24 protein-coding genes and 1 pseudogene are annotated in these 23,635 nt (G+C 72.2%); 15 read left to right on the plus strand and 10 right to left on the minus strand.

What is annotated here, in order from left to right; genetic code table 11:
* Positions 1-161: 161 nt before the first annotated feature.
* The 4 genes from GLX30_RS19685 (at position 162) to GLX30_RS19700 (ending at position 6,561) form a co-directional block, all read left to right on the plus strand.
* Positions 162-1,106 (plus strand): DUF3027 domain-containing protein, encoded by a 945-nt coding sequence (locus GLX30_RS19685; RefSeq protein WP_159690620.1) that lies wholly within the window; start codon positions 162-164, stop codon positions 1,104-1,106.
* 448 nt (positions 1,107-1,554) lie between these two features.
* On the plus strand, positions 1,555-4,701 hold the full coding sequence (locus GLX30_RS19690; RefSeq protein ID WP_159690623.1) for a molecular chaperone Hsp90: 3,147 nt from the start codon (positions 1,555-1,557) through the stop codon (positions 4,699-4,701).
* Between the two features lie 210 nt (positions 4,702-4,911).
* Positions 4,912-5,895, plus strand: a complete 984-nt coding sequence (locus GLX30_RS19695; RefSeq protein WP_347879774.1) for a cation diffusion facilitator family transporter — start codon at positions 4,912-4,914, stop codon at positions 5,893-5,895.
* Positions 5,896-5,907: 12 nt separating this feature from the next.
* The gene (locus GLX30_RS19700; RefSeq protein WP_159690628.1) at positions 5,908-6,561 is read left to right on the plus strand and encodes a class I SAM-dependent methyltransferase; all 654 of its coding nucleotides are present in this window, start codon (positions 5,908-5,910) and stop codon (positions 6,559-6,561) included.
* A 292-nt stretch (positions 6,562-6,853) separates the two neighbouring features.
* Here the strand turns inward: GLX30_RS19700 and GLX30_RS19710 are convergent, their stop codons facing one another.
* From GLX30_RS19710 to GLX30_RS19720, 3 genes are all read right to left on the minus strand, one after another.
* Entirely contained in the window at positions 6,854-7,801 is a 948-nt protein-coding gene (locus GLX30_RS19710; RefSeq protein WP_159690631.1) for a hypothetical protein, read from the minus strand.
* 274 nt (positions 7,802-8,075) lie between these two features.
* Positions 8,076-8,204: a DUF397 domain-containing protein gene (locus GLX30_RS19715; protein ID WP_244258225.1), complete on the minus strand. Its 129-nt coding sequence runs from the start codon at positions 8,202-8,204 to the stop codon at positions 8,076-8,078.
* Positions 8,167-9,081 carry a helix-turn-helix transcriptional regulator gene (locus GLX30_RS19720; RefSeq protein WP_159695134.1) on the minus strand — a complete coding sequence of 305 codons (915 nt, stop codon included), beginning with the start codon at positions 9,079-9,081 and terminating at the stop codon, positions 8,167-8,169. The genes GLX30_RS19715 and GLX30_RS19720 overlap by 38 nt, the downstream gene beginning before the upstream one ends.
* Positions 9,082-9,250: 169 nt before the next feature.
* On the opposite strand from GLX30_RS19720, the gene GLX30_RS19725 reads away from it, so the two are divergent.
* A complete protein-coding gene (locus GLX30_RS19725) occupies positions 9,251-9,769 on the plus strand; it encodes an ATP-binding protein (protein WP_159690636.1) in 519 nt (172 codons plus the stop codon).
* On the opposite strand, the gene GLX30_RS19730 is transcribed toward GLX30_RS19725, so the two are convergent.
* Positions 9,727-10,326, minus strand: a complete 600-nt coding sequence (locus GLX30_RS19730) for a hypothetical protein (protein ID WP_159690639.1) — start codon at positions 10,324-10,326, stop codon at positions 9,727-9,729. The two genes, GLX30_RS19725 and GLX30_RS19730, sit on opposite strands and share 43 nt — an antisense overlap.
* A gap of 276 nt (positions 10,327-10,602) precedes the next feature.
* Here GLX30_RS19730 and GLX30_RS19735 point away from each other — a divergent pair, with 276 nt between their 5' ends.
* Positions 10,603-11,010: a VOC family protein gene (locus tag GLX30_RS19735; protein WP_159690642.1), complete on the plus strand. Its 408-nt coding sequence runs from the start codon at positions 10,603-10,605 to the stop codon at positions 11,008-11,010.
* A gap of 218 nt (positions 11,011-11,228) precedes the next feature.
* Here GLX30_RS19735 and GLX30_RS35360 read toward each other — a convergent pair whose 3' ends face one another.
* Positions 11,229-11,567, minus strand: coding sequence for a hypothetical protein (locus GLX30_RS35360; RefSeq protein ID WP_244258226.1), 339 nt, complete (start codon positions 11,565-11,567; stop codon positions 11,229-11,231).
* A gap of 66 nt (positions 11,568-11,633) precedes the next feature.
* Here GLX30_RS35360 and GLX30_RS35365 point away from each other — a divergent pair, with 66 nt between their 5' ends.
* Positions 11,634-11,987 (plus strand): retropepsin-like domain-containing protein, encoded by a 354-nt coding sequence (locus GLX30_RS35365; RefSeq protein WP_244258545.1) that lies wholly within the window; start codon positions 11,634-11,636, stop codon positions 11,985-11,987.
* Between the two features lie 85 nt (positions 11,988-12,072).
* Here the strand turns inward: GLX30_RS35365 and GLX30_RS19745 are convergent.
* From GLX30_RS19745 to GLX30_RS19755, 3 genes and pseudogenes are all read right to left on the minus strand, one after another.
* Positions 12,073-12,459 (minus strand): annotated as a pseudogene (locus tag GLX30_RS19745) (phytase); the annotation flags it as partial.
* 35 nt (positions 12,460-12,494) lie between these two features.
* Complete coding sequence (locus tag GLX30_RS19750; protein WP_159690645.1) at positions 12,495-14,936, minus strand: HAD-IC family P-type ATPase; 2,442 nt, start codon at positions 14,934-14,936, stop codon at positions 12,495-12,497.
* 88 nt (positions 14,937-15,024) lie between these two features.
* A complete protein-coding gene (locus tag GLX30_RS19755; RefSeq protein WP_159690647.1) occupies positions 15,025-15,324 on the minus strand; it encodes a DUF2530 domain-containing protein in 300 nt (99 codons plus the stop codon).
* Positions 15,325-15,520: 196 nt separating this feature from the next.
* Between GLX30_RS19755 and GLX30_RS19760 the strand changes: the two genes are divergently transcribed.
* Positions 15,521-16,978, plus strand: coding sequence for an NCS2 family permease (locus tag GLX30_RS19760; protein WP_159690650.1), 1,458 nt, complete (start codon positions 15,521-15,523; stop codon positions 16,976-16,978).
* A 126-nt stretch (positions 16,979-17,104) separates the two neighbouring features.
* Here GLX30_RS19760 and GLX30_RS19765 read toward each other — a convergent pair whose 3' ends face one another.
* Positions 17,105-17,287 carry a hypothetical protein gene (locus GLX30_RS19765; protein WP_005315906.1) on the minus strand — a complete coding sequence of 61 codons (183 nt, stop codon included), beginning with the start codon at positions 17,285-17,287 and terminating at the stop codon, positions 17,105-17,107.
* Positions 17,288-17,417: 130 nt separating this feature from the next.
* On the opposite strand from GLX30_RS19765, the gene GLX30_RS19770 reads away from it, so the two are divergent.
* The 4 genes from GLX30_RS19770 (at position 17,418) to GLX30_RS19785 (ending at position 21,318) form a co-directional block, all read left to right on the plus strand.
* Positions 17,418-17,864 (plus strand): MarR family transcriptional regulator, encoded by a 447-nt coding sequence (locus tag GLX30_RS19770; RefSeq protein ID WP_159690653.1) that lies wholly within the window; start codon positions 17,418-17,420, stop codon positions 17,862-17,864.
* Positions 17,865-17,930: 66 nt separating this feature from the next.
* Entirely contained in the window at positions 17,931-19,280 is a 1,350-nt protein-coding gene (locus GLX30_RS19775; protein WP_159690656.1) for an MFS transporter, read from the plus strand.
* Positions 19,281-19,468: 188 nt separating this feature from the next.
* A complete protein-coding gene (thpR, locus tag GLX30_RS19780) occupies positions 19,469-20,038 on the plus strand; it encodes an RNA 2',3'-cyclic phosphodiesterase (protein ID WP_159690658.1) in 570 nt (189 codons plus the stop codon).
* Positions 20,039-20,328: 290 nt separating this feature from the next.
* On the plus strand, positions 20,329-21,318 hold the full coding sequence (locus GLX30_RS19785) for an aldo/keto reductase (protein ID WP_159690660.1): 990 nt from the start codon (positions 20,329-20,331) through the stop codon (positions 21,316-21,318).
* An 80-nt stretch (positions 21,319-21,398) separates the two neighbouring features.
* On the opposite strand, the gene GLX30_RS19790 is transcribed toward GLX30_RS19785, so the two are convergent.
* A complete protein-coding gene (locus GLX30_RS19790; protein WP_159690663.1) occupies positions 21,399-21,923 on the minus strand; it encodes a MarR family winged helix-turn-helix transcriptional regulator in 525 nt (174 codons plus the stop codon).
* A gap of 23 nt (positions 21,924-21,946) precedes the next feature.
* On the opposite strand from GLX30_RS19790, the gene GLX30_RS19795 reads away from it, so the two are divergent.
* The 3 genes from GLX30_RS19795 (at position 21,947) to GLX30_RS19805 (ending at position 23,580) form a co-directional block, all read left to right on the plus strand.
* On the plus strand, positions 21,947-22,456 hold the full coding sequence (locus tag GLX30_RS19795) for a carboxymuconolactone decarboxylase family protein (RefSeq protein ID WP_159690665.1): 510 nt from the start codon (positions 21,947-21,949) through the stop codon (positions 22,454-22,456).
* 119 nt (positions 22,457-22,575) lie between these two features.
* Entirely contained in the window at positions 22,576-23,040 is a 465-nt protein-coding gene (locus GLX30_RS19800) for a hypothetical protein (protein WP_159690668.1), read from the plus strand.
* A 123-nt stretch (positions 23,041-23,163) separates the two neighbouring features.
* Positions 23,164-23,580 (plus strand): thioesterase family protein, encoded by a 417-nt coding sequence (locus tag GLX30_RS19805; RefSeq protein WP_159690671.1) that lies wholly within the window; start codon positions 23,164-23,166, stop codon positions 23,578-23,580.
* The last annotated feature ends 55 nt before the right edge of the window (positions 23,581-23,635 follow it).

Consider the following 23,635-nt stretch of genomic DNA (forward strand, 5'->3'; position numbering starts at 1 on the left):
TTCGGCATCCCGCAGAATGGATGACGTTAGGTGTGCCCGGGATCAGGACGGTCCGGGCGTGTGGACGTCGATGCGGCCCTCTGGTCCGCTCCGTGCGCCGCCCCGTACCTCGTAATCGGCCGAGCGCATCCGTGAGACGGCGTAGGAGAGAAGCGAGACTAGTGAGTGCTGCGACGACGCGAAGCCGTACCCCCGACCGCCTGTGCGCCGAGGCGGTAGACCTCGCCAGGAAGGCGGCCGAGGAGGCCGCGGCACCAGGGGTGGTCGGAGAGCATGTGTCGCTCGTCTCCGAGGGGGACCGGGTCGTCACGCACTTCTTCGAGTGCCAGGAGCTCGGCTACCGCGGCTGGCGCTGGGCCGTGACCGTCACACGTGCCTCACGGGCGAAGAACGTCACCCTCGACGAAACCGTCCTGCTGCCCGGGCCCGACGCGCTGATGGCGCCCGAGTGGGTCCCGTGGAGCGAGCGGCTCCGGCCCGGTGACATGGGACCCGGAGACCTGCTGCCGACCGAGGCGGAGGACCTCCGCCTCGAGCCCGGCTACAGCGGCGAGGACGAGCCGCCGCCGAACTCGGTCCTCGCGGAGCACCCCCCGACCCACGACCTGGCCGAGCTGGTCGAGGCGGAGGACGCGGAGCTCACCGACCGCAGGACGGCGATCGAGGCCACGAACAACAACGGCCGGGGCCAGATCGCGGCGCTCGCCGAGGAGCTGGGCATGCGCCGCGCGCGCGTGCTGTCCCGGTACGGGCTCTACGCGGCGGCCGACCGCTGGGAGGAGTCCTACGGCGCGAAGACGCCCATGGCACAGGCTGCCCCGGCGTCCTGCGACTCCTGCGGCTTCCTGGTCCCGATCGCGGGCTCGCTGCGGCAGGCGTTCGGCATCTGCGCGAACGAGTTCTCGCCGGCCGACGGCCGGGTGGTCTCGCTGGCGTACGGCTGCGGTGGCCACTCGGAGGCCGCGGTGATGCCGAAGCCGCCGACACCGCCGCCGCCGGTCTTCGACTCCATGGCGGCGGACGAGTTCCCGCTGCGCCCGGTCCGTGACGGCGGCTCCGTCCCGGTGGAGTCCGACGGCACGACGGACGACCTCGGCCACTCCTAGGGCCTCTCGTTCGGATCAGGCCGGGCTCGCGGGGTCTGGCACGCACTCCCCCGTAGCCCTCCGGGCACGGGAGGTGCCCCCACGCCGCGGTGTCCCGGCTCTGGCGCGTGTCCCTGCTCCGGCCGGGCCTTCACGGGCCCGGGGCACGCGTCTTCCCCCGTCCTCCGCGGCGCGGCGTGCCGCCCCGCGGGCCTGACGTCGTGTCGGGCTCGCGTCGCCCGCACGTGCCCCGTGGGCCGGCCGTAGCCGCGTGATGCGGAGGGTCCGGCGGTGCGGTGGAGGGGTGGGGCGGAGGCGGTTCAGGGGGACACGCCCGGAGGGCGGCGGCGGGCGGTGGGCGAGGACCGCACCCTGCGCCGGTACGCGGTACCTTCGGGCGCATCAGGAGTCGCAGCAGGCCGGCCGGGCCGGCCCCGCGCCCGGGAGCCGTAAGAGAGTGGAGCACAGCGTGAGCGTCAGGACGACCGAGTGGGCCGACCCGTTCGGGACGGCGCGGCTGCGGCGCGGCGTGCTCGACGCGTGGGGCGCGAGCCCCGCCCGTTTCCGGGAGGACGCCAACGCCGAGGAGGACCTCGCACTCGGCGGCTACCGGGACCGTCTCGTCGTCGAACTGGCGCAGAACGCCGCCGACGCCGCGGCCCGTGCCGGTGTCCCCGGCCGGCTGCGGCTGAACCTGCGGCCCGCCGGCGCGGACGGCGAGCCCGCCGTGTTCGCCGCCGCGAACACCGGCGCCCCGCTGGACGCCACCGGCGTCGAGTCGCTGAGCACCCTGAGGGCCTCCGCGAAGCGTGAGGGCCACGAGGCGGCCGTCGGCCGGTTCGGTGTCGGCTTCGCCGCTGTCCTCGCGGTCAGTGACGAGCCGGCCGTCATCGGCCGTCACGGCGGCGTGCGCTGGTCCCTGGCGGAGGCCAGGGAGCTGGCGGGCCGGGCCGCACAGGGCAGCCCCGGCCTCGGGGACGAGCTGCGCCGCAGGGACGGGCACGTACCGCTGCTGCGGCTTCCGCTGCCCGCGGAGGGCACCGCGCCGGAGGGCTACGACACCGTCGTCGTGCTGCCGCTGCGCGACGGCGCCGCCGTGGACCTCGTCGAGCGTCTGCTCGCCGGCATCGACGACGCGCTGCTGCTCACGCTGCCCGGCCTCGCCGAGATCGTCATCGAAACCCCCGACTCCACGCGGGTGTTGAAGCGCTACGAGCAGGAGCCGTACGTCCGCGTCGAGGACAGCGTGCACGGCGAGCGCCGCTGGCGGGTCGTCAGCCACGGCGGGGCGACCGAGCCGGCGCTGCTGGTGGACCGGCCGGTCGAGGAGCGGCTGCGGCCGCACTGGACCGTCACCTGGGCCGTTCCCGTCGACGACGAGGGCGCGCCCGCCCGGCCGCTCACCGCGCCCGTGGTGCACGCGCCGACCCCCACCGACGAGCCCCTCGGCGTGCCCGCGCTGCTCATCGCGTCACTGCCGCTGGACACGACCCGCCGCCATCCGGCCCGCGGGCCGCTCACCGACTTCCTGGTGGAGCGAGCGGCGGACGCGTACGCCGAACTGCTCGGCGGCTGGCAGCCGGTGACCACCGGCGTCATCGACCTCGTGCCCGGCCCGCTCGGCAAGGGCGAACTCGACGGCGCGCTGCGGGCGGCGATCCTGCGGCGCCTGCCGCGTACCGCGTTCCTGGAGGCGGCGGTCCCGCGGGACGTGTCCGACGAGGACACCGGGCTGCCGGACCGGGTGACCACCAGTGGCCTGCGGCCCATCGAGGCGGAGGTTCTGGAGGGCGCCGGCACGGACACCGTGCGCGTCCTGGCGGAGGTCATGCCGACGCTGCTGCCCGCCGGTCTCGAGCGCCGGGTGGAGCTGCGCACCCTGGGCGTGGCACGGGTGCCGCTCACGGAGGCGATCGACCGGCTGGCCGGCCTGGAACGCGAACCGGCATGGTGGCACCGCCTGTACGAGAGCCTCGCCGGCGTCGACCCGGACCGCCTGTCGGGTCTGCCCGTCCCGCTCGCGGACTCGCGCACCACCATCGGCCCGCGCCAGACCCTGCTTCCGCTCGCGGACACCCCGGCCGACCTGGCCCGCCTCGGACTGAAGGTGGTCCATCCGGACGCCGCCCACCCGTTGCTGGAGAAGCTGGGGGCGCTGCCCGCGACGCCGCGCGCCGTTCTGCGGACCCCGCAGGTGCGCGCGGCGGTGGCCGCTTCCCTGGACGAGGGAGAGGTGTGGGACGAGGACGCCGACACGCTCGACGCCGAGGAGCTCGCCGAGACGGTGCTCGCGCTGGTCCGCGATGCGGAGCTGGAACCGGGCGACGAGCCGTGGCTCGGCGCGCTCGCCCTGCCCGACGAGGACGGCGAACCGGCTCCGGCCGGTGAACTGGTGCTGCCGGGAAGCCCGTTCGCCTCGGTGATGCGCGAGGGTGAACTCGCCCTGTGCGACGCCGAGCTGGCCGAGCGGTGGGGTGAGCAGCCCTTGGCCGCCTGCGGTGTCCTCGCGAACTTCGCCCTGGTGCGCGCCACCGACGTCGTCCTCGACCCCGACGAACTCGAGCCGCGCGACGGCGACTTCGCCGAGCCCGACGACGCGGGTCTGCTCGACGCGGTGGACGTGTGGTGCGAGGACGTCCTCGACCGGCTGCCGGACACGCCCGTGCCGCCGGTCGCCACGGAGATCGTCGCCGTGCGCGACCTGGACCTGGTGGACGACGACCGCTGGCCGCAGGCGCTCGCGCTGCTGGCGCAGCCGCCGCTGCGGGACGCGCTCACCCAGTCCGTCCGGATCCTGCTGCCGGACGGCACGACGGAGACCGTGCGCCCGTACACGGCGTGGTGGCTGCGCGACCATCCGGTGCTGGACGGCCGCCGCCCCGCCGGTCTGCGCGCGGCGGGCGCCGACCCGCTGCTGGAGGGCCTGTACGAGTCGGCCGACACGACCGGATTCGCCGACGCGCAGGTGCTGCACGCCCTCGGCGTCCGCACCTCGGTCGCGGCGCTGCTGGACGAGCCGGGTGGCGCGGCGGAGCTGCTGTCCCGCCTGGCCGATCCCGACCGTGAGGTGACCGGCCGACAGCTGCACGGCCTCTACACGGCGCTCGCCGACCTGGACCCCGACCAGGTCACGCTCCCCGACGAGCTGCGCGCGGTGGTGGACGGCGAGGTGCGTGTGGTGGACGCCGCCGACGCCGTCGTCGCGGACACCCCCGACCTGCTGCCCCTGTCCGCCGATCTGCCCCTGCTCCCGGTGGCGCCGACCCGCGCGGAGGACCTGGCGGACCTGTTCCAGGTCAGGCGCCTGAGCGAGACGGTGGACGCGGACGTCACGACGGACGGCGAGGAGCACGAGGTCCCGGAGTCCGTCCGCATCCTGCTGGGCCCGGCGACGCCCGACTCGTACGTCGAGCACGAGGAGCTGGTGGCGGGCGGCACCGAACTCGACTGGCGCCGCACGTCCGACGGCGTGCTGCACGCAGCGACGCTGGAAGGCGTGGCGGCCGGTCTCGCCTGGGCGGCGGGCCAGTGGCCGCGCCGTTTCGAGGTCGCGGCGCTGCTGGAGGACCCGTCCCGTACGGAGGAGCTGGCGCGGGACCGCTGGTTCGACGCGTAGGCCGTCGCCGGGCCAGGTGCTGTCCGCGCGTACTTGCGAGGGGATCGCACCTGGTCACAGGGCGTATGACGGCTGTAGCCGCAATGGGGTTCCTGTGCGACGGTGGGTGCCATGGCGGGGATTCGGCACACCCATCCGAACGGGCACGATCACCAGCACGGCCCCCATGATCACGGCCCCCACGGCCACGGTCCTGTGCGCGGCGGCGGCATGCGGCATCGTCTCGGCCGTCTCCTCCGGCCGCACGGCCACGAGTCCGCCGACAAGGTCGACGCGGCGATGGAGACGTCCCGCGACGGAATGCGCACCCTCTGGATATCGCTCGTGGTGCTGGGCGCGACCACCGTCGTCCAGGCCGTCATCGTCGCCCTGTCCGGGTCGGTGGCGCTGCTCGGTGACACGGTCCACAACGCCGCCGACGCGCTGACCGCCGTCCCGCTCGGCATCGCCTTCATGCTCGGCAGACGCGCGGCGAACCGCCGCTTCACGTACGGCTACGGGCGGGCCGAGGACCTGGCGGGCATCGTCATCGTGGCCGCCATCGCGGCGTCGGCGGTCGTCGCCGCCTACATGGCCGTCGACCGGCTGCTGAACCCCCGTGACATCACGCACCTGTGGGCGGTCTCGGCCGCTGCGCTGGTCGGTTTCGCGGGCAACGAGTGGGTGGCCCGCTACCGCATCCGCACCGGCCGGCGGATCGGCTCCGCCGCGCTCGTCGCGGACGGCCTGCACGCCCGTACGGACGGATTCACCTCGCTGGCCGTCCTGTTGGGGGCGGGCGGCGCAGCGCTGGGCCTTCGGTGGGCCGATCCGGTCGTCGGCCTGCTGATCACCGTCGCCATCCTGCTGGTCCTGAAGGACGCCGCCCGTGAGGTCTGCCGGCGCCTGATGGACTCGGTCGACCCGGCCCTCGTCGGGACGGCGGAGACCGCGCTGCGCGGTGTGGAGGGCGTGCTGGACACCGGGCAGGTGCGGATGCGGTGGATCGGACATGCGCTGCGGGCGGAGGCCGACATCGTCGTCGACCCGCAACTGACCGTCGTCCAGGCGCATTCGCTGGCCGTCGCGGCCGAGCACGCGCTGATCCACGCCGTACCGCGGCTGACGGCGGCCACCGTCCACATCGACCACCGTCCCGTCGAGGGCGACCCGCATGCGGCACTCGCCCACCACGGCACTGCCGGTGCCGGCTGAAACGATCGGTGGATGACCGACTCCGCAGCGATCACCGCGTACTGGGATGCAGCCGCCGCCGACTTCGACGCAGAGCCCGACCACGGCCTGCGGGCCGCCGGGACCCGCGCAGCCTGGTCCCGACTGCTCACCGCCTGGCTCCCGTCGGGCCCGTCGTCCGTGCTGGACGTCGGCTGCGGGACGGGCTCGCTGTCCGCTCTGGTGGCGGAGGCCGGGCACCGGGTCACCGGGGTCGACCTCTCGCCCCGGATGGTCGACCAGGCCCGCGCCAAGCTCTCCGCCGCAGGGCTCCCGGCCCGCTTCGTGGTGGGCGACGCGGCGGCACCGCCCACCGGCGACGAGCGGTTCGACGCCTTGCTCTCCCGCCACCTCGTGTGGACCCTGCCCGACCCCGAGACCGCCCTCGCCGACTGGACGGCCCGTATCCGCCCCGGCGGCACGCTGATCCTCGTCGAGGGACGCTGGCGCGAGTCCGGCCAGGCCGGCGTGGAGTACGTGGCGGGCGCAGAGGCTCTGCCCTGGCACGGGGGGATCGCTGCGGACGACCTGGCGGCCGCCGTGCGGCCTCTCGTGACCGACCTGCGCGTCGAACCCCTCAGCGGCGACCCGGCCTTGTGGGGCGGTCCGGTGACGGACGAGCGCTACGCCTTGATCGCCCGTGTCTGACGGCGCCGCGGGCCTGGGACGCCTACGCGGTCCCGGGCCGGCACCCGTTGCTCAGGCGCGTACGTCGGGCCGTGAGACCCACGGGCACGGGGCCCCACCGCCGACGGCGGCCGAGAAGGTCCGATCGGACTTCGCGAGCAGTTAGGGCCAGGTGCGCTCGATGCGGTCCCGCCGTACGGCATACGCGGCGGGGCCGCCCTTCCCGATGGCCCGATGGATCGCGTCGCGGTGCGCGTCGAGACGCTCGGCCATCTCGACGTCTGCTCGCGGGCGCCGGCGACGTATGCCCCGGTCAGCACGCCGACGCGAGGTCCGCGACCGGTGGGCAGTCGCGGCAGCGGCCCGGTTCCGCCGCGCGGAAGGCGCGTTCGCAGCCGCCGTCGCAGGTCTGCCAGGGGAGGGCGGCGGGGGCCGTGGGCCGGTCGGGGAGGGGTGGGGGGAGTTCGCCGAGACGGTAGGCGAGGATGCGGGCCGGCCGGGCCCGCAAGGGGTCCGGCAGGCGGGTGGTGAGGTGGGTGGTGATGTCGTCGGGGCTGACGCCGTGCTCGAGCCACCGGGTGACCGCCGGGGCGAGTTGGTCGGCCTCCCGCCGGGAGAGGATCAGCCGGCGGTCCACGATGCGCAGCGAGGCCAGGATCACCGAGGCGCGGGGGTCCGGGGCAGGCTGGGCAGCCGGGCACGCGGCGGGGCCCGGTTCGGTGCCGGTGGGCTCCGGGGCGACGGGGCCCGGTTTCGTGGTGGCGGTCTTCGCGGCGGCCGCCGGTTCCGGCTCGTGATCCGGTACGTGATGCGGCTCGGTCCCGGGCGCGGGTCGTGGCGACGGCTCGGGTGCGGGCCGCGGCAAAGGCTCGGGCCTGCGGGGGCGCGGCCGTGGGCGCTCGGGGTCGTCGCCCGGTGGCACGTCGTGGAAGAACGTGCGCGTGCGGAGCCGGCCGCTCGGACCGCGCTCACGGCGCCGCTCCAGATAGCCCTCCGCCTCCAGCTCCCGCAGGGCCCGGGAGATGAGGATCTCGCCCTCGGTGAAGTGCTCGCACAGTGCGTCGATGCGTACGGGTGCGCCGTCCGGCAGCGACAGGATGTAGCCCGCGACGCCGACCGTGACCGCGCTGCCCCGGCGCTGGAGCAGGGCGTTGGCGATCACCGTGAAGTCGCCGGCGAGCCGGGTGCGGACGTGGATCACGCCGGAGGTCGGAGCTCCGGCGGGGGCGCGCAGGGGCGCGTTAAACTGCGGTTCAGCCATCGGGAAGGTGCTACTTCCTGGGTGGTGAGGCCCTCGATCGGGATTGCCGTCCCGGCCGGGGGCCGTCATATGTCTGAGGTTGTTGCCGTGAACGTAACGGCCTACTTCCCGCCCCCGCAAGCCGGTCACCCGTCCGGGTGATGCGGGGGAGGGGAGGGTGGGCAGGTGGTTCTTTCCCCCAGGTTCTTCAGGGGAGTTCGTGGCTCACCGAACCCTCGCGGGCGAGGCCCCGGCGTGCCGGGAAGACCGGCGCACGGACCGGGTCCCGCTCGGCTCAGGCCCGGTCGGCGGCCTTCAACCCGCCTATGAACGCGGTCCAGGACGCGGTGTCGAAGGCGAGCGCGGGACCGTGCGGCGCCTTGCTGTCACGCACCGGAACCACGCCGGGGAATCCGTCGGCCACCTCGACGCAGTTGCCGCCCTCCTGATTGCTGTAACTGCTCTTGCGCCAGGCGGCGTCGCGCGGACCGGGAAGGGAGCTGGGGGTCACGGTAGTCCTCCTCCATCGCGGATCGGATCATGGTGAGCGACCTGCTCGGGGGCAGGGCCGCAGCCCGCAGCCGATCGTAGGCCACCGCGAAACGCCGCACATCCGTCCGATCCTCGAAGAGCCGGCCGTGGTCCGCGCCTTCCGTGTAGGCGACTTCGGATCCGTCCCGCAGGATCAGCACGGTCAGCGAGCCGCCCAGAACGTCGTGCGCGCCTTCGTCGAACGGCAGGACCTGCACGGTGATGTGCGGTTCGGCGGCGGCCTTCAGCAGACGCGCGAGCTGTCGTCGCATGACGTCGTCCCCGCCGATCCGTTTCCGCAGCACCGTCTCGTCGAGGATCACCAGCAACTCCGGTCGGTCCGGCGAGCCGAGCCGCTTCTGCCGTTCCAGCCGGGCGGTCAGCCGCTCCTCAAGGTGCTGCTCGTCCCGGTGGGACAGACCGACGCTCAGCACGGCCCGGGCGTACTCCTCCGTCTGCAAGAGCCCCGGTACGACATGCGCGGTGTACTCACGGATGGCGTCGGCATGCGCCGAATACGCCATGAACGTTCGTGACCAGTCCGGGAACGACTCCCGGTACACGTGCGGCCACAGGTCCACCAGCAGCCCGTCCGCTCCGAGGGCAGCGTCGAGCGCCCGCGCGAGCTCCATCGTCGGCCTGGCGCCGGACGCCCGCTCGACCTGGGTGATGCGGGTGCTCACCACATGGGTCTTGGCGCCCAGTTGGGCCTGGGTCAGGCCGGCGGCCGTCCGCAGTCGGCGGACCCGGGAGCCGAAGAGCGCGGCCATCGACTCCTCGGGCTCAATTCCTTTGGCCATGGGCTTACTTCCGTTCCTTACGGCTTGCGGTGTAAGGCTGCATGCCCTTCCGAGCGTAGAGCCGCGCGTCGACCCTTGAACACGGAACGTCACGGTCCGTACACCCACGGGTCGTGCCTCAAGAGAGCGGCGAACCGGGATGGGCGACACAGTGCTGAAGACCATGACGACGCCGGGCGAAGGCCCGGACCACCAGCGGGCGGCGGACGAGGAGCCGGGCACGGAAGGCCGGTTCGCGGCACTGTTCGGCGCGACGCCCCGAGGCGCGCGGCTGGCCCGACGGGTCGCCGTGCGGCACCTGGCCGAGTGGGGCCACCCCGCCGACTCCGACCTCTCCTGCACCGTCGCCCTGCTGGTGGCGGAGCTGGCCGGGAACGCCGTACGCCACGGACGGGTGCCGGGGCGGGACTTCCGGCTCGGGCTGACGCTGGACGCACGGCGGGTGCGCGTCGAGGTCGCGGACGCGTCCCCGGTGCAGCCGCCGACCGACGTACGGGCCCCCGCCGCCGACGACGTGTCGGGGCGGGGGCTGGTGCTCGTGGACGTACTGGCCGACCGGTGGGGCGTGGAGCCGCGCCGTCCCGCAGGGAAGACCGTCTGGGCCGAAGTGGCCGCTCAGTGCCCGCCCTTGGGTTCCCTGCAACCGCCCTCGACGTAGTGCCCGTGCGCCTCGATCTCCGCCGGGTCGGTCAGGGTGCCCGTGATGCACGGACCGGCGTCCGGGATGCTGAACGTGAAACCCGGGGCGGCACCTGTTTCGTACACATCCACCGTTTCCGGCGGGTAGCCGAGCCGGCCGAGCGCGGAGCGCAGCGCCTTCTCGTCGTGTACGCCCTCCAGGCCGGCGTTGATCCGGCGGGCGTGGGCGTCGCCCCGGCAGCGGGCGTCGGCGTCCATCCGAACCTGTTGCTTGTAGGCATGGTTCTCGGCGACCCTGCGGGCCCACGGGTCGGTGGGCGACTCAATAGGGGACGGCTCCTCGGACGGCTTCGCCGGTGCGTCGGCGCAGACCTTCGCCACCTCCGGGAACTTCCGGTCGTGCGCGGCCTTCGCCGCCTTGACCCGCGCTTCGTGGTCGATGTCCGGCGCGCTCGACGTGACGCGCGTCGGAGTGGCGTCCGGGGCGTCGCCGACGACGGTCCCGCAACCGGCGACGAAGGGCAGCGACACCAGCACGGCGGCAACGCCGGTCACGGTGGGGGCGAGACGTTTCACCTGGGCACTCCGGCGGTCAAGGAGGGGCGGGGCGTACGCGGTCCGCTGATCCTTTCGCCCTGCGGACGGCGCTGTCATGAGTACGCCTACTTACTCAGGTGCGCCGTTCCTGGCCGGAGGCTAGGCTCGGCCGTGTGACTGCCGGGTCGGCCATGGGCCACGCACGAGTGAGGCGCCCGGCCTCGGCGTGAGCGCGGGGCGGGCCAGGGGTCCGCCGTTGTCTCTCCTTCTCTGACCTGTCCCTTGAGGAACCAAGACCTGGAGAGTCGCCACACCATGCCTCAGCAGCAACCCACTGTCACTTCCGTCCAGTTGAACCACACCGCCGTGTACGCCAAGGACCGGCGGCTGTCGGCCGAGTTCCTCGCCGCCGTCCTGGGTGTCGAGGTCGCCGCGCCGTTCGGGCCGTTCCTGCCCGTGGACCTCGGCAACGGCGTGACACTCGACTACTACGAGCTGACCGACGAGCCGGTCCAGCCGCAGCACTACGCGTTCCTGGTGCCCGACGAGCAGTTCGACACGATGATCGCCCGCCTGGAGGCGATCGGCGTCACGTACTACGCCGACCCGAGCCACACCGAACCGGGCGCGATCAACCGGCTGTTCGGCGGTCGCGGCGCGTACTTCGACGACCCGAGCGGCCACAACATGGAGATCATGACCCGGCCCTACGCCCGGCCGTAGGCGCGTCCCGCGGGGTGCCGCGCCCCTTGCGCGGCACCCACGACCGATCGACGGCTCCAGGATGTCGCCCAGAGCAACGAACTGGAAGCCGGTGGCTTCGGGTTCACCGTACGCCGGGGGTGTGCGGTCGTCCTGCACGATGAGCAGGCCCTGACCGGGGAACGAGTCCGATTGTGGATCGATGTTTCAGTAGATCGACTGTAAATGGGGATTATGGGCTATTTGGGGTATTCGGTGCCCGGGTCAAGTGTCCCCCGTCGTCGAAGATCGTTGGCTGGGGCGTGGAACCACGTGACCTTTGGGAGCGCAACACCCTCCTGGCTGAGGCGTTCTGTAGCAGCGACGACAAGGTGCGGCAGGCGCGGGCGATCCTGGACGAGGCGCATGCTGACCGAGCCCGTACGCTCGCCGCGTTCGCTGTCACGGTCGGCAGCGATGGCGCGGTCGCCGATCTCATGGGGTTGAACGCCCGCGAGGTTCGCGTAGCCCGGAGAACCGTCGGTAAGACCGATGCCCGCACCGTCGCCGAACACATCCTCGCCGCTCGACCGGATCACTTTGTGGCGCCTGTCCCTCGCGAGGACGAGCCCGTGTCGCCGGACGTCCCGTTCCCCCATCCACGCATGGAAGCACCGATCCCGCCGAGTGTGCCGGTACCGACGGCCGAGCACGTGGCACGGCCGCCCGAGGACTCGGTGGTCTGGTCGCCCGGCATGGACTCCGTACTTCAATGGAGCTGGCAGTCCGGCCTGGACCTCCAGACAGTCGCGGAAGAACTCGGCCTCAGCCCGAGGACGCTGCTGCTGCGCGCCCAGTACCTGGCCGCTGAGGGCCGGCTGTCGCCGAGGACCGGAGACAGTGAGGCCATGCAGTCCGGCCGCCACCGCCGGAACGACGAAGCGCTCTACGCACCCGTGCCGGACGACATCGAGAGCCTCTACCACTCACCGGCGCCGCACGACTGGGCACACGCCTGACCGGACGGCGGCAGTCTGCGTGGGGGCGGCAGTCGGCCGCCCCCACGCGGCCCGGCTCAGTCGACGGTGTCGAGGACGTCGGCCCGGCGGTGACCCGGAAGCCGCCCTCGTGCTCGTTCCTGTCGCGGACCTCGCGGACCTCGCGGACCTCGCGGTCGTAGAGGGCGAAGGTGTTGTCGCCCTGACCGGAGGCGATCACATAGCCGTCGCCGTCAGGCTCGGTGAGCAGGGCCGGCCCTTCGACGTCGGCTGCCGGCCGGGTGCCGCCGTGACCGGGGTCGGCGCCGGGCGTGCACTCCTCGGTCTCCTCGTCGTACGTGCCGGGGACGGCGTACTCGCGGACCTTGTCGACGAGGACGGGCCTGCCGGTGAGGTCGGCGGGCATCAGCCAGACGCCCACGCGCTCCTGGCCCGCGTAGAGCATGCCGTTCGCCGGGGCGACGACCATGTCCTCCACCTGCGGCGGTTCCCCGGCCACCACGCCGGCCCCCTCGCAGGTCCGGAGGCCTACGCGGGGAAGCGCCGCCCCACCACCCGCCACGACAGCTCCAGCAGCGCCGCCGCCACCGCCGCGATCACGACCGCCGTCCACGGCATCGTCGTACCCACCAGCTTCAGCGCGAAGAAGTCCTGGAGCCACGGCACCGTCAGCACCAGCAGGAAGCCCAGGCCCATCGTCGCCACCAGGCCGATCCGCCACCAGGTGTAGGGGCGGGCGATGATCGCGAGGACCCACATGGCGACCAGGAACAGGGTCAGCGTCGCCACGCTCGTCTCCGCGGCCAGCGAGGCCGGACCCGAGTAGTGCGAGCGGGCCAGCAGATACGCGCAGAACGTCGCCGCCGCCGCGATCACGCCCGCCGGGACGGCGTAGCGCATCACCCTGCGGACGAAGTGGGGTTCGGCGCGCTCCTTGTTGGGGGCGAGGGCCAGGAAGAAGGCGGGGACACCGATGGTGAGGGTGGAGAGCAGCGTCAGATGCCGGGGCAGGAACGGGTACTCGACCTGGCTGCAGACCACGAGGATCGCCAGGAGCACCGAGTACACCGTCTTCGTCAGGAAGAGTGTGGCGACGCGGGTGATGTTGCCGATGACCCGGCGGCCCTCCGCGACCACCGACGGCAGCGTCGCGAAGCTGTTGTTCAACAGGACGATCTGGGCGACGGCCTTCGTCGCCTCCGAGCCCGCCCCCATCGCCACGCCGATGTCCGCGTCCTTCAGCGCGAGGACGTCGTTGACGCCGTCGCCGGTCATCGCGACGGTGTGGCCGCGGGCCTGGAGCGCGCCGACCATGTCGCGTTTCTGCTGCGGAGCGACCCGGCCGAAGACCGCGGCCCCCTCCAGCTCCGCGCCCATCGCCTCCCGCTCGGCCGGCAGCTTGCGCGCGTCGACCGTCGCGTCGGCGCCCGGCAGGCCGAGTTTGGCCGCGACCGCGCCGACAGCGACCGCGTTGTCGCCGGAGATGACCTTCGCCGCCACGTCCTGGTCGGCGAAGTAGCGCAGGGTCGCCGACGCGTCGGGGCGCAGACGCTGCTCCAGCACGACCAGAGCGGTCGGCGTCTTCTCCTCCGGGGCGTCCAAGGCGCCTTCCGCCCGCGCGAGGAGCAGCACCCGCAGTCCCTGCCGGTTGAGCTGGTCGACCTCGGCGAGGGACGGGTTGCCGGCGGGCAGCAGCACATCGGGCGCGCCGAGGAGCCAGGTCGAACTCGTGCCGTCGCCGTCCGCGAGGGTCGCGCCGCTGTACTTGCGGGCGGAGGAGAAGGGCAGCGCGGCGGTGCAGCGGTGCTCACCGCCGTCCGGGTAGGCCGCGATGACGGCTCGGAGTGAGGCGTTCGGCCGCGGGTCGGACGCGCCGAGCGCGCCCAGGACCGCCCGGACGCGTTGTTCGTCCGCGCCGTCCAGCGTCCGCAGTTCGGTGACGTCCATGCCGCCCTCGGTGAGGGTGCCGGTCTTGTCGAGGCAGACGACGTCGACGCGGGCGAGGCCCTCGATGGCGGGGAGCTCCTGCACCAGGCACTGCTTGCGGCCCAGGCGGATGACACCGATCGCGAAGGCGACGGAGGTGAGGAGGACGAGCCCCTCGGGGATCATCGGCACGATGCCGCCGACGGTCCTCGCGATCGAGTCCTTGAAGTTGTCGTCCTTCGCCACGAGCTGGCTGATGATCAGTCCGATGGCGGTGGGGACCATCATCCACGTCACGTACTTGAGGATCGTGGAGATGCCGGAGCGCAGCTCGGAGTGGACGAGCGTGAAGCGGGACGCCTCCTCCGCGAGCTGCGCCGCGTACGCCTCCCGCCCGACCTTCGTGGCCGTGAACGCGCCGCCGCCCGCGACCACGAAGCTCCCGGACATGACCTGGTCGCCGGGCTGTTTGAGGACGGGGTCGGCCTCGCCGGTCAGCAGCGACTCGTCGACCTCCAGGTTGTCGGCCTCCACGATCTCGCCGTCGACGACGACCTTGTCGCCGGGGGCGAGTTCGACGAGGTCGCCGAGGACGATCTCGGAGGTGGAGACCGCGGCGGCGACACCGTCCCGGCGGACTCTCGGTTTCGCCTCGCCGATGACCGCGAGGGAGTCCAGGGTCTTCTTGGCGCGCAGTTCCTGGATGATGCCGATGCCGGTGTTGGCGATGATCACGAAGCCGAAGAGGCTGTCCTGGATCGGCGCGACGAAGAACATGATCACCCACAGGACGCCGATGATGGCGTTGAAGCGTGTGAGGACGTTGCCGCGGACGATGTCGACGGCGGAGCGTGAACTGCGTACGGGTACGTCGTTGACCTCGCCCCGTGCGACCCGCTGCGCCACCTCGGCGGAGGTGAGACCCGTGGCGGGCGGCCCACCGCCGGGTGGCCGCCGGGGGTGTACGGGGTCGAGTTCTGCGCCCGCGTCGATGACGGGTCCTTCCGGCTCGGGGCCGCGGCCCCTGTCCGCCCGCTGCGTCATGGTTCCGACGTTACGGCCGGGCCGGGCCGTTCACCCCCTGGGCGGCGGGAAGATCGGACCACGGTCGGACACGAATCCCCCTGGGGGACTACGGGCCGGACGGGGTGCCCGGTTCCGGGTGCTCGGCGGAGCCGGCCGCGTCGGAGGTCCGGGCGCGCTCGAGTGCGGCTTCCCGGCTGCGCACGTACCAGATGCCGATGAGCCCGAGGCCCGCGCCGGCCAGGCAGGTCCACACCCACCAGGTCAGGTCGCGGTCGGCGAACCAGCTGTAGAAGGGGACCTGGGCGAGAAACATCACGAACCAAAGGATCGTGCCGCCGGTGATGGTGGCGACGATCGGTCCCTCAAGGGGTTCGGGTGCCTCGTGCCGGGGGGTCCATTTGGCCATGTGCACAGTGTAGGCGGGACGGCCGAGGGGCCGGTGACCACAAGGTCTACGCGCGGAGAGTGGCGATCTTTCGTTCATATGTTCATACTGAAACTGGTTCCGGCTGACTGGATTCCTTCGTTGGATCGTCCAGGTGTGGCCGGTTTTCTCTGCCCTTCTCGTGTCGCCCCCCTTCGCGTACGTCTGAGGTTTCCGCATGTCCCCCACGGCCACCGTCGAGGTCGGGTCTCCCGGCCTGCCGCCCACGCCCCCGCAGCCGTCCGGCGGTCTGGACCGCTTCTTCAAGATCACCGAACGCGGCTCCACGGTCGCCCGCGAGGTCCGGGGCGGATTCGCCACCTTCTTCGCGATGGCCTACATCCTCGTGCTGAACCCGATCATCCTCGGCAGCGCGAAGGACATGTACGGGCACCAGCTCGACGGCGGCCAGCTGGTCACCGCCACCGTGCTGACCGCGGCCTTCTCGACCCTTCTGATGGGCGTCATCGGCAACGTCCCGATCGCGCTCGCGGCCGGCCTCGGCGTCAACACGGTCGTCGCCCTCCAGCTCGCGCCCCAGATGTCCTGGGCGGACGCGATGGGCATGGTCGTGCTCGCCGGTGTCGTGGTCATGCTGCTGGTGGCCACCGGCCTGCGTGAGCGCGTGATGAACGCCGTTCCGCTCGGCCTGCGCAAGGCGATCGCGATCGGTATCGGCCTGTTCATCATGCTGATCGGGCTCGTGGACTCGGGCTTCATCACCCGCATCCCGGACGCCGCCCACACCACCGTCCCGCTCCAGCTGGGCACCGGCGGTCATCTGCTCGGCTGGCCGGTCCTGGTCTTCGCCCTCGGCACGCTGCTGACCCTCGCACTGATCATCCGCAAGGTGCCCGGCGCGATCCTCATCTCGATCGTCGTCATGACGGTGATCGCGATGATCATCCACGCCGTGGCGGACATCGAGTCCTGGGGTCTGACGACGCCCGAGTGGCCGGGCAACCCGCTCTCGACGCCCGACTTCGGCCTGCTCGGCCAGGTCAGCCTGTTCGGCGGTTTCGAGAAGGTCGGCCTGCTGACGGGCGTCCTGTTCGTCTTCACCGTGCTGCTGTCCTGCTTCTTCGACGCGATGGGCACCATCCTCGCCGTCGGCGACGAGGCGAAGCTCATGGACAAGGACGGCAACTACCCGGGCATCAACAAGGTCCTGGTCGTCGACGGCCTCGCCGTCGCCGCGGGCGGCGCCGCCTCGTGCTCCGCCAACACCTGCTTCGTGGAGTCCACGGCCGGCGTCGGCGAAGGGGCCCGCACGGGCCTGTCGTCGGTCGTCACCGGCGCGCTGTTCTCGCTGGCGCTGTTCCTCACGCCGCTCGCCACGATGGTCCCGTCCCAGGCGGCGACGCCGGCGCTGGTGGCGGTCGGCTTCCTGATCCTGGCCGGTTCGGTCAAGGACATCGACTGGAGCGACTTCACCATCGCCGCGCCGGCTTTCCTGGCGATGGTGATGATGCCGTTCACCTACTCGATCACCCACGGCATCGGCATCGGCTTCATCACGTTCAGCGTGCTGCGCCTGGCCGTGGGACGCGGGCGCGAGGTGCCCGCCGCGATGTACGCGGTGTCGGCGGTGTTCGTCTTCTACTACGCCATGCCGGCCCTCGGCCTCACCACCTGAGGACCGCTCACGCCTGACGGATCGCCCTTGCCTGACGGACCGCCCCTGTCTCCACGCTGCCGCGTGATCGTTTCTGCGGAGCCGTTCGGCGCCGCAGTCGGGCGGGGCCGCCCGCGAGAGGGTCCCTCACGTGACGCCGTAGAACTTCTCCGTCTCGTCGACCGCCGCTTTGAAGCGCTCGTCGAAGTCGTCGCGAATGAGCGTCCGGACCACATAGTCCTGGACGCTCATTTGTCGTTTCGCCGCATGCTGCCGGAGCCGGTCGAGCAGCTCACCGTCCATGCGCAGGCTGAGCACCGTCGATTTCATGCGGTCAGAGTCGCCTGACTCCCGCCGCGTAGACGTCACTTTCCGGCTGCGTCTCACTCATATGGGTGACACATCTATCGGCCCCGTAACCCGCTGGTCTTTAGCCAGGGTAATGAGTTACGCTAACAACATGCCTGACCTGTCCCACGGTACTGACGTGGACGTCGCCGCCGTGAACTCGCTCCGCTCGGCCGTCATGCGGCTGGGCCGCCGCCTGAAGCACCAGCGCGTCGACGAATCGCTGAGCCCCACCGAGATGTCGGTTCTCGGCACACTCGCCCGCTGCGGCTCGGCCACCCCCGGTGAGCTGGCCCGCAAGGAACACGTGCAGCCGCCGTCGATGACCCGCATCGTGGCGCTGCTCGAGGCCAAGGGACTCGTCCGGCTCGAGCCGCACCCCGACGACCGCCGGCAGAAGGTGGTCAGCCAGACCGAACAGGCGGAGACCATGCTCGAGGAGTCCCGCCGCAAGCGGAACGCCTGGCTGGCCTCGCTCGCCGAAGGTCTGGACGAGGCGGAGTGGGCGAAGCTGCGCGAAGCCGCCCCCGTCCTGGAGAAGCTCGCACACCTGCAATGACGGCCGGCGGAAGCGCAGCTCGTCCGCCCGTCCGCCCCACACGCAAGCCTTGAGGAGGCGACCCTTTTGAGTACGGGATCCGGAGCAGACTCCGCCCCCGCACCGACCGACCCCGACACCCCGTCCACCCGGCACGACCGCAAGCAGAGCATGTTCAGCTCGCTGAAGATCCGCAACTACCGGCTCTTCGCGACCGGACAGGTCGTGTCCAACACCGGCACCTGGATGCAGCGCATCGCCCAGGACTGGCTGGTGCTCAGCCTGACCGGATCCGCGTCCGCCGTCGGCATCACCATCGCGCTGCAGTTCCTCCCCATGCTTCTCTTCGGCCTGTACGGCGGGGTGCTCGCGGACCGGCTGCCCAAACGGCAGCTGCTGCTGGCCACCCAGGCCGCGATGGGCCTCACCGGCCTGGCGCTCGCCGTGCTGACGCTCAGCGGCCACGTCCAGGTCTGGCACGTCTACCTGACGGCGTTCCTGCTCGGCCTCGTCACCGTCGTCGACAACCCGGCCCGGCAGTCGTTCGTCGCCGAGATGGTCGGCCCCGACCAGCTGCGCAACGCCGTCTCCCTCAACTCGGCCAACTTCCAGTCCGCGCGCCTCGTCGGACCCGCCGTGGCCGGTGTGCTGATCACCGCCGTCGGCAGCGGATACGCCTTCCTGCTCAACGGCCTGTCCTTCGTCGCGCCCATCGCCGGACTGCTGATGATGCGGGCCTCCGAACTCCACAAGGTCGAACGCGCCCCGCGCGGCAAGGGCCAACTGCGCGAAGGCCTGCGGTACGTCGCGGGCCGGCCCGAGCTGATCTGGCCGATCGTCCTCGTCGGCTTCATCGGCACCTTCGGCTTCAACTTCCCGATCTGGCTGTCCGCGTTCGTCGACGACGTCTTCCACGGCGACGCCGGTACGTACGGCCTGCTCAACACGCTGATGGCCGCCGGCTCCCTGGCCGGGGCGCTGCTCGCCGCCCGGCGCGGCACCTCGCGGCTGCGGCTGCTGGTCGGCGCGGCGGTGCTCTTCGGGGTGCTGGAGATCGTGACCGCCTTCGCCCCGGCGTTCTGGATCTTCGCGGTGATGATGGTCCCGATCGGCATGTTCGGCCTGACGGTCAACGTCACCGCGAACTCCAGCGTCCAGATGGCGACGGATCCGCTGATGCGGGGCCGGGTGATGAGCCTGTTCATGATGGTCTTCACCGGCGGCACGCCGCTGGGCGCGCCGCTCGTCGGCTGGGTCACCGACACGTACGGCGCACGCGTCGGCTTCGCCGCGGGCGGCGCGGTGGCCGCGGTGGCGGCGGCCGGCGTCGGCGTGATGCTGGCGCGGGTCGGCGGCTTGCGACTGTCGGTCGGCTGGCACCGCGGGCATCCGCAAGTGCGGTTCGTGGCGCGGGAGCGGCTGACGACGGCGGCGTAGCCCTTCGGGCACCTGCCGGGCCCGAAGGGCTACGGGGGAGGGCGGTTGCGGGGGTGCGGGTGGCGCCTGCGGCGGGCCTTGCCCCCTCCCCGCCCCTTCCCGGAACCGGGCTCCGCCCGGTTCCGGGAAGGGGCGGGTCGGGGAGAACCGCCCGCGCAGCGGAGCCCTGGCGCGGCACACTGAACCCCATGAGACTCTTCGCCGCCGTACTTCCACCCCCCACGGCCGTCGACGAACTCGCCACCGAGGTCGCAGGGCTCCGTCGGCTTCCCGCCGCCGATTCCCTCCGCTGGACGGGGCACGCCGGGTGGCACTTCACGCTCGCGTTCATGGGGGAGGTCGACGACGAGATCGTGCCCGAGCTGCGGGAGCGGCTGGCGCGGGCGGCGCACAGGACGTCGGCATTTCCGCTGCGGCTGCACCAGGGTGGCCGGTTCGGGCACCGCGCGCTGTGGGTCGGGGCGGCCGGCGGTCTGGAGGAGATGCGGCTGCTGGCCGAGCGTTCGGACGCCGCGGCCCGCCGCGCCGGCGTGAGCATGGAGGAGCACCGCCGCTACCAGGCGCATCTGACGATCGCCCGGGCCCGCGAGGCGGGTGACCTGCGTCCGTACGTCGAGGCGCTGGCCGATTTCGAGGGCACCCCGTGGCAGGTGGCCGACCTCGCCCTCGTACGCAGCAACCTGCCCGTCAGCGGGGTGGCGGGTGAGCAGCCCCGGTACGACGTGGTCGGTTCCTGGCCCCTCGGGGCCGCGGGTTAACCTCGACGGGTGAATCCCAAGACCAGAAACCAGATCATGGCCGCGGCGCTGGTGCTGATGTTCGTGATCGTCGCCGTGGCCGCGGCCGTCGGCTGACGCGTCCCGCGACCGGCCGGCGGAACACCCAGGTGTCCGCCTCCGCACGGCGCCGGGCCCGCAGCGCCGGCATCCGTGCTCCGAGCGGCTCGCCGTCGAAAGAGCCGTAACGCCCGGTGCCCCCGCTTCGGGACCCGTCCTCGCGCGGACCGGTCCTTGCTTCGAGCGCGCTCGAAGGCGTTGGCTTGGACGTCATGAAGTACACGCAGCTCGGACGCACCGGACTCAAGGTCAGCCGACTCGTCCTCGGCACAATGAACTTCGGCCCCCAGACCGACGAGGCCACGAGCCACGGCATCATGGACTCGGCCCTCGACGCGGGCATCAACTTCTTCGACACGGCCAACGTCTACGGCTGGGGCGAGAACAAGGGCCGCACGGAAGAGATCATCGGCAGCTGGTTCGCCAAGGGCGAGGGCCGCCGTGACAAGGTCGTGCTCGCCACCAAGGTGTACGGGAACATGGGCACGGACGGCGAGGTCTGGCCCAACCACGACAAGCTCTCGGCGCTCAACATCCGCCGCGCGGTGGACGCTTCGCTCAAGCGCCTGCAGACCGACCACATCGACCTCTACCAGTTCCACCACATCGACCGGCGCACCCCGGTCGAGGAGATCTGGCAGGCCATCGACGTACTGATCCAGCAGGGCAAGATCCTCTACGCGGGTTCCTCCAACTTCCCCGGCTGGAAGATCGCCCAGACCAACGAGACCGCCCGCCGTCTCGGTTCGCTGGGCCTGGTCAGCGAGCAGTGCCTGTACAACCTGGCCGAGCGCCGCGCCGAGATGGAGGTGATCCCGGCCGCCCGGGAGTACGGCCTCGGCGTCATCCCCTGGTCGCCGCTGCACGGCGGACTGCTCGGCGGGGTGCTCAAGAAGGAGAACGAGGGCTCCCGGCGGGCGACCGGCCGCAGCGCCGACGCGCTGGCCAACACGGCCCTGCGGGAGAAGGTGCAGGCGTACGAGAACCTGCTCGACAAGCACGGCCTGGAGCCCGGTGAGGCGGCGCTCGCCTGGCTGCTGACCCGGCCGGGCGTGACGGGTCCGATCGTCGGCCCGCGCACGGCGGAGCAGCTGGAGTCGGCGCTGCGGGCGGTGGAGCTGGAGCTGAGCGAGGAAGTGCTCACGGCCCTCGACGAGATCTTCCCGGGGCCGGGTCCCTCCCCGGAGGCGTTCGCCTGGTGAGCCTCGGCCGCCGCTCCCGGCCGGGGGCGGCGGCCCACGCCCGGCTCGGGCTCACTCGCGGGGGACCACCCTGGAACGGGTCAGGCGCCGCCCAGCCAGCCCGCCGCGTCCAGGCGGATGCCGCCCGGCGGGGTGAGGGTGCGCAGGGCGGATTCGAGGTCGCGCAGGCGGTCGGGGCCGATCGCCCGCGCCCATTCCGCGCGCAGCTCGTCGAAGATCGCCGCCGAGCGGGCGAGTGCGTCGAAGCCGTGCGGGGTGAGGCGGATCAGCTTGCGGCGGGCGTCGGCCGGATCGTCGGCGCGTTCCGCGTAGCCGAGCGAGAGCAGACGGTCGATGGTCTTGCCGGCCGCCTGTTTCGAGACGCCGAGTCGACGGCCGAGGTCACTGGCGGTGGCCCCTTCCGCGCCGATGGCCTGCATGGCGAAGCCGTAGGCGGGCCGTACGTCGGGGTGGCCCTGCTCGGCCAGTCGGGCGTGCAGCGTGTCGATGAGCGAGCGGAACCCGGCGAAGAGGAGCAGTGGCAGCTCGTAGCCGGGCGGGTCGGCAATCACCTTGCGCTGTTCGACAACCTGGTTTACGTTCTCGGGGAGCGGTTCGTCAACCATGTTGTCCATTGTAGGAGCCTGCCATGTTCACCGAGCACACCCTGGATTCCGCCCCGCCCGCGTCCCGCCGTGCCATGGAGGCCACCACTCAGCGGCTCGGCCGTCTGCCGTCGGCGGTCGCCAGGCTGGCCGAGTCGCCGCATCTGTTGGAGGGCTTCCTCAAGCTGAGCGCCGCCTTCGAGACGACGACGCTCGACCCGGTCGCCCGCGAGGTGGTCGTCATGACGGTCGCCGCACGCAACGAGTGCCATGTGTGCGTGGCCATGCACACCGGGAAGCTGCGCACCCTCGGTGCGGACGAGGAGCTGATCGCGGCGCTGTCCGAGCAGCGTGCGCTGCACGACGAACGGCTCGAGGCGGTGCGGCAGTTCACCCTCGAGGTGTTCCGTACCGCCGGCGCCGTCGGCGACGAGGAGCTGCGCGACTTCCTGGCGCACGGCTTCACCTCGCAGAACGCGCTGGAGGTCGTCATGGGCATCGGCACCTACACGATGTCGACGTTCGCGAACCGGCTGACGCGGGCCGCGCTCTGAGGAGGGGCGGAATCCGGCCGTTGTGGGCCGGGGGTGCTGTGTCTCCCTTCCCTTCCGGTGCCGCACATGCCGCAATGCCCCCACCAGCCCGTGACCCCCACACGAAGGCGGATTCCCCCATGCGGAACCATCTGAGGAACAGCACCCTGCTCGCCGCCGCCGCCCTGGCCGCGGTCACCCTCGCCATGGCCCCCGCCGCCCACGGGGTGACGCCCGAGACGGCGACACTGTCCTTCGACTGCGGCTCGTACGGCTCCGGCACCGCCACCCTCAAGGCCGCACAGGACGGCACGGCCGCGACCATCGCCCTCTCCACGGCGGCCATCACCGCGCCCCTGCCCATCGGCGCGAACTCCGTCCGGTCCACGCTCACCCTGTCCAGGAACGGCACGGACACGGCGACGTTCACCGGCAACTCCAACCCGGCGATCCCCGCGGGCGGAGCCGTCTCCACCGGCCCGCTCGACGGCACGGTCGCGGCGGGCGACAGCCTCGAGGCGAAGAGCCTGACCGTCATGGTCTTCGGCATCACCGCCGAGTGCACGGCCACGTCACCGCAGAACCCGGGCCCGTTCGTCTTCTGACGCCGTCCCGACCGGTCGCTGCCCGGTCCACGTCCCCACCGAGGGCCGGGCACGCGCGCCCCGTCGACCTGCCGGCCTCCCGCCGGCGGGAATACCGGACCGGGCCGCCCTGTTGCCGCCGGCATGACCTTCTTCGCCGACGTGACCGTGCGGGGCTACGAGCTCGACACGCAGGGCCATTTGAACCAGGCCGTCTACCTGCAGTACGCCGAGCACGCCCGCTGGGAGCTGCTGCGCGCCGCCGGTCTGCCGCAGGAGAAGCTGCTGGCGAGCGGCGTGGGACCGGTCGCGCTCGAGGTGACGGTCAAGTTCCTGCGCGAACTGCGCGGCGGCGACGAGGTGCGGGTGACCTGCCGGTTCGTCTACCGGGAGGGCAAGACCTTCACGGTCGAGCAGCAGATCGTCAAGGACGACGGCACGGTCGCCGCGGAGATCTCCGGTGTGGCGGGCATGCTCGACCTCTCGACCCGAAGGCTGATCGACGATCCGCGCGCCCACCTCGCCGCCCTGGCCGACAACCCGGACCTGCTCACCGGCTGACGCCCGGGGCGATTGCGGCTCCGCGACCCTCCGGCAGCGGCGACAGCGCCCGCTT

The organism is Streptomyces sp. Tu 2975 (assembly GCF_009832925.1).
In the GTDB taxonomy this organism is placed as follows: domain Bacteria; phylum Actinomycetota; class Actinomycetes; order Streptomycetales; family Streptomycetaceae; genus Streptomyces.

What these genes read in the sequence shown, in the direction of transcription:
- GLX30_RS19695 (WP_347879774.1), top strand. Translation starts at nt 4,912, where the DNA reads ATGCGGCATCGTCTCGGCCGTCTCCTCCGGCCGCACGGCCACGAGTCC.
- GLX30_RS19700 (WP_159690628.1), top strand. Translation starts at nt 5,908, where the DNA reads ATGACCGACTCCGCAGCGATCACCGCGTACTGGGATGCAGCCGCCGCC.
- GLX30_RS19710 (WP_159690631.1), bottom strand. Translation starts at nt 7,801, where the DNA reads ATGGCTGAACCGCAGTTTAACGCGCCCCTGCGCGCCCCCGCCGGAGCT.
- GLX30_RS19720 (WP_159695134.1), bottom strand. Translation starts at nt 9,081, where the DNA reads ATGGCCGCGCTCTTCGGCTCCCGGGTCCGCCGACTGCGGACGGCCGCC.
- GLX30_RS19725 (WP_159690636.1), top strand. Translation starts at nt 9,251, where the DNA reads ATGGGCGACACAGTGCTGAAGACCATGACGACGCCGGGCGAAGGCCCG.
- GLX30_RS19735 (WP_159690642.1), top strand. Translation starts at nt 10,603, where the DNA reads ATGCCTCAGCAGCAACCCACTGTCACTTCCGTCCAGTTGAACCACACC.
- GLX30_RS35365 (WP_244258545.1), top strand. Translation starts at nt 11,634, where the DNA reads ATGGAAGCACCGATCCCGCCGAGTGTGCCGGTACCGACGGCCGAGCAC.
- GLX30_RS19750 (WP_159690645.1), bottom strand. Translation starts at nt 14,936, where the DNA reads ATGACGCAGCGGGCGGACAGGGGCCGCGGCCCCGAGCCGGAAGGACCC.
- GLX30_RS19755 (WP_159690647.1), bottom strand. Translation starts at nt 15,324, where the DNA reads ATGGCCAAATGGACCCCCCGGCACGAGGCACCCGAACCCCTTGAGGGA.
- GLX30_RS19760 (WP_159690650.1), top strand. Translation starts at nt 15,521, where the DNA reads ATGTCCCCCACGGCCACCGTCGAGGTCGGGTCTCCCGGCCTGCCGCCC.
- GLX30_RS19765 (WP_005315906.1), bottom strand. Translation starts at nt 17,287, where the DNA reads ATGAAATCGACGGTGCTCAGCCTGCGCATGGACGGTGAGCTGCTCGAC.
- GLX30_RS19770 (WP_159690653.1), top strand. Translation starts at nt 17,418, where the DNA reads ATGCCTGACCTGTCCCACGGTACTGACGTGGACGTCGCCGCCGTGAAC.
- thpR (WP_159690658.1), top strand. Translation starts at nt 19,469, where the DNA reads ATGAGACTCTTCGCCGCCGTACTTCCACCCCCCACGGCCGTCGACGAA.
- GLX30_RS19785 (WP_159690660.1), top strand. Translation starts at nt 20,329, where the DNA reads ATGAAGTACACGCAGCTCGGACGCACCGGACTCAAGGTCAGCCGACTC.
- GLX30_RS19790 (WP_159690663.1), bottom strand. Translation starts at nt 21,923, where the DNA reads ATGGTTGACGAACCGCTCCCCGAGAACGTAAACCAGGTTGTCGAACAG.
- GLX30_RS19795 (WP_159690665.1), top strand. Translation starts at nt 21,947, where the DNA reads ATGTTCACCGAGCACACCCTGGATTCCGCCCCGCCCGCGTCCCGCCGT.
- GLX30_RS19800 (WP_159690668.1), top strand. Translation starts at nt 22,576, where the DNA reads ATGCGGAACCATCTGAGGAACAGCACCCTGCTCGCCGCCGCCGCCCTG.
- GLX30_RS19805 (WP_159690671.1), top strand. Translation starts at nt 23,164, where the DNA reads ATGACCTTCTTCGCCGACGTGACCGTGCGGGGCTACGAGCTCGACACG.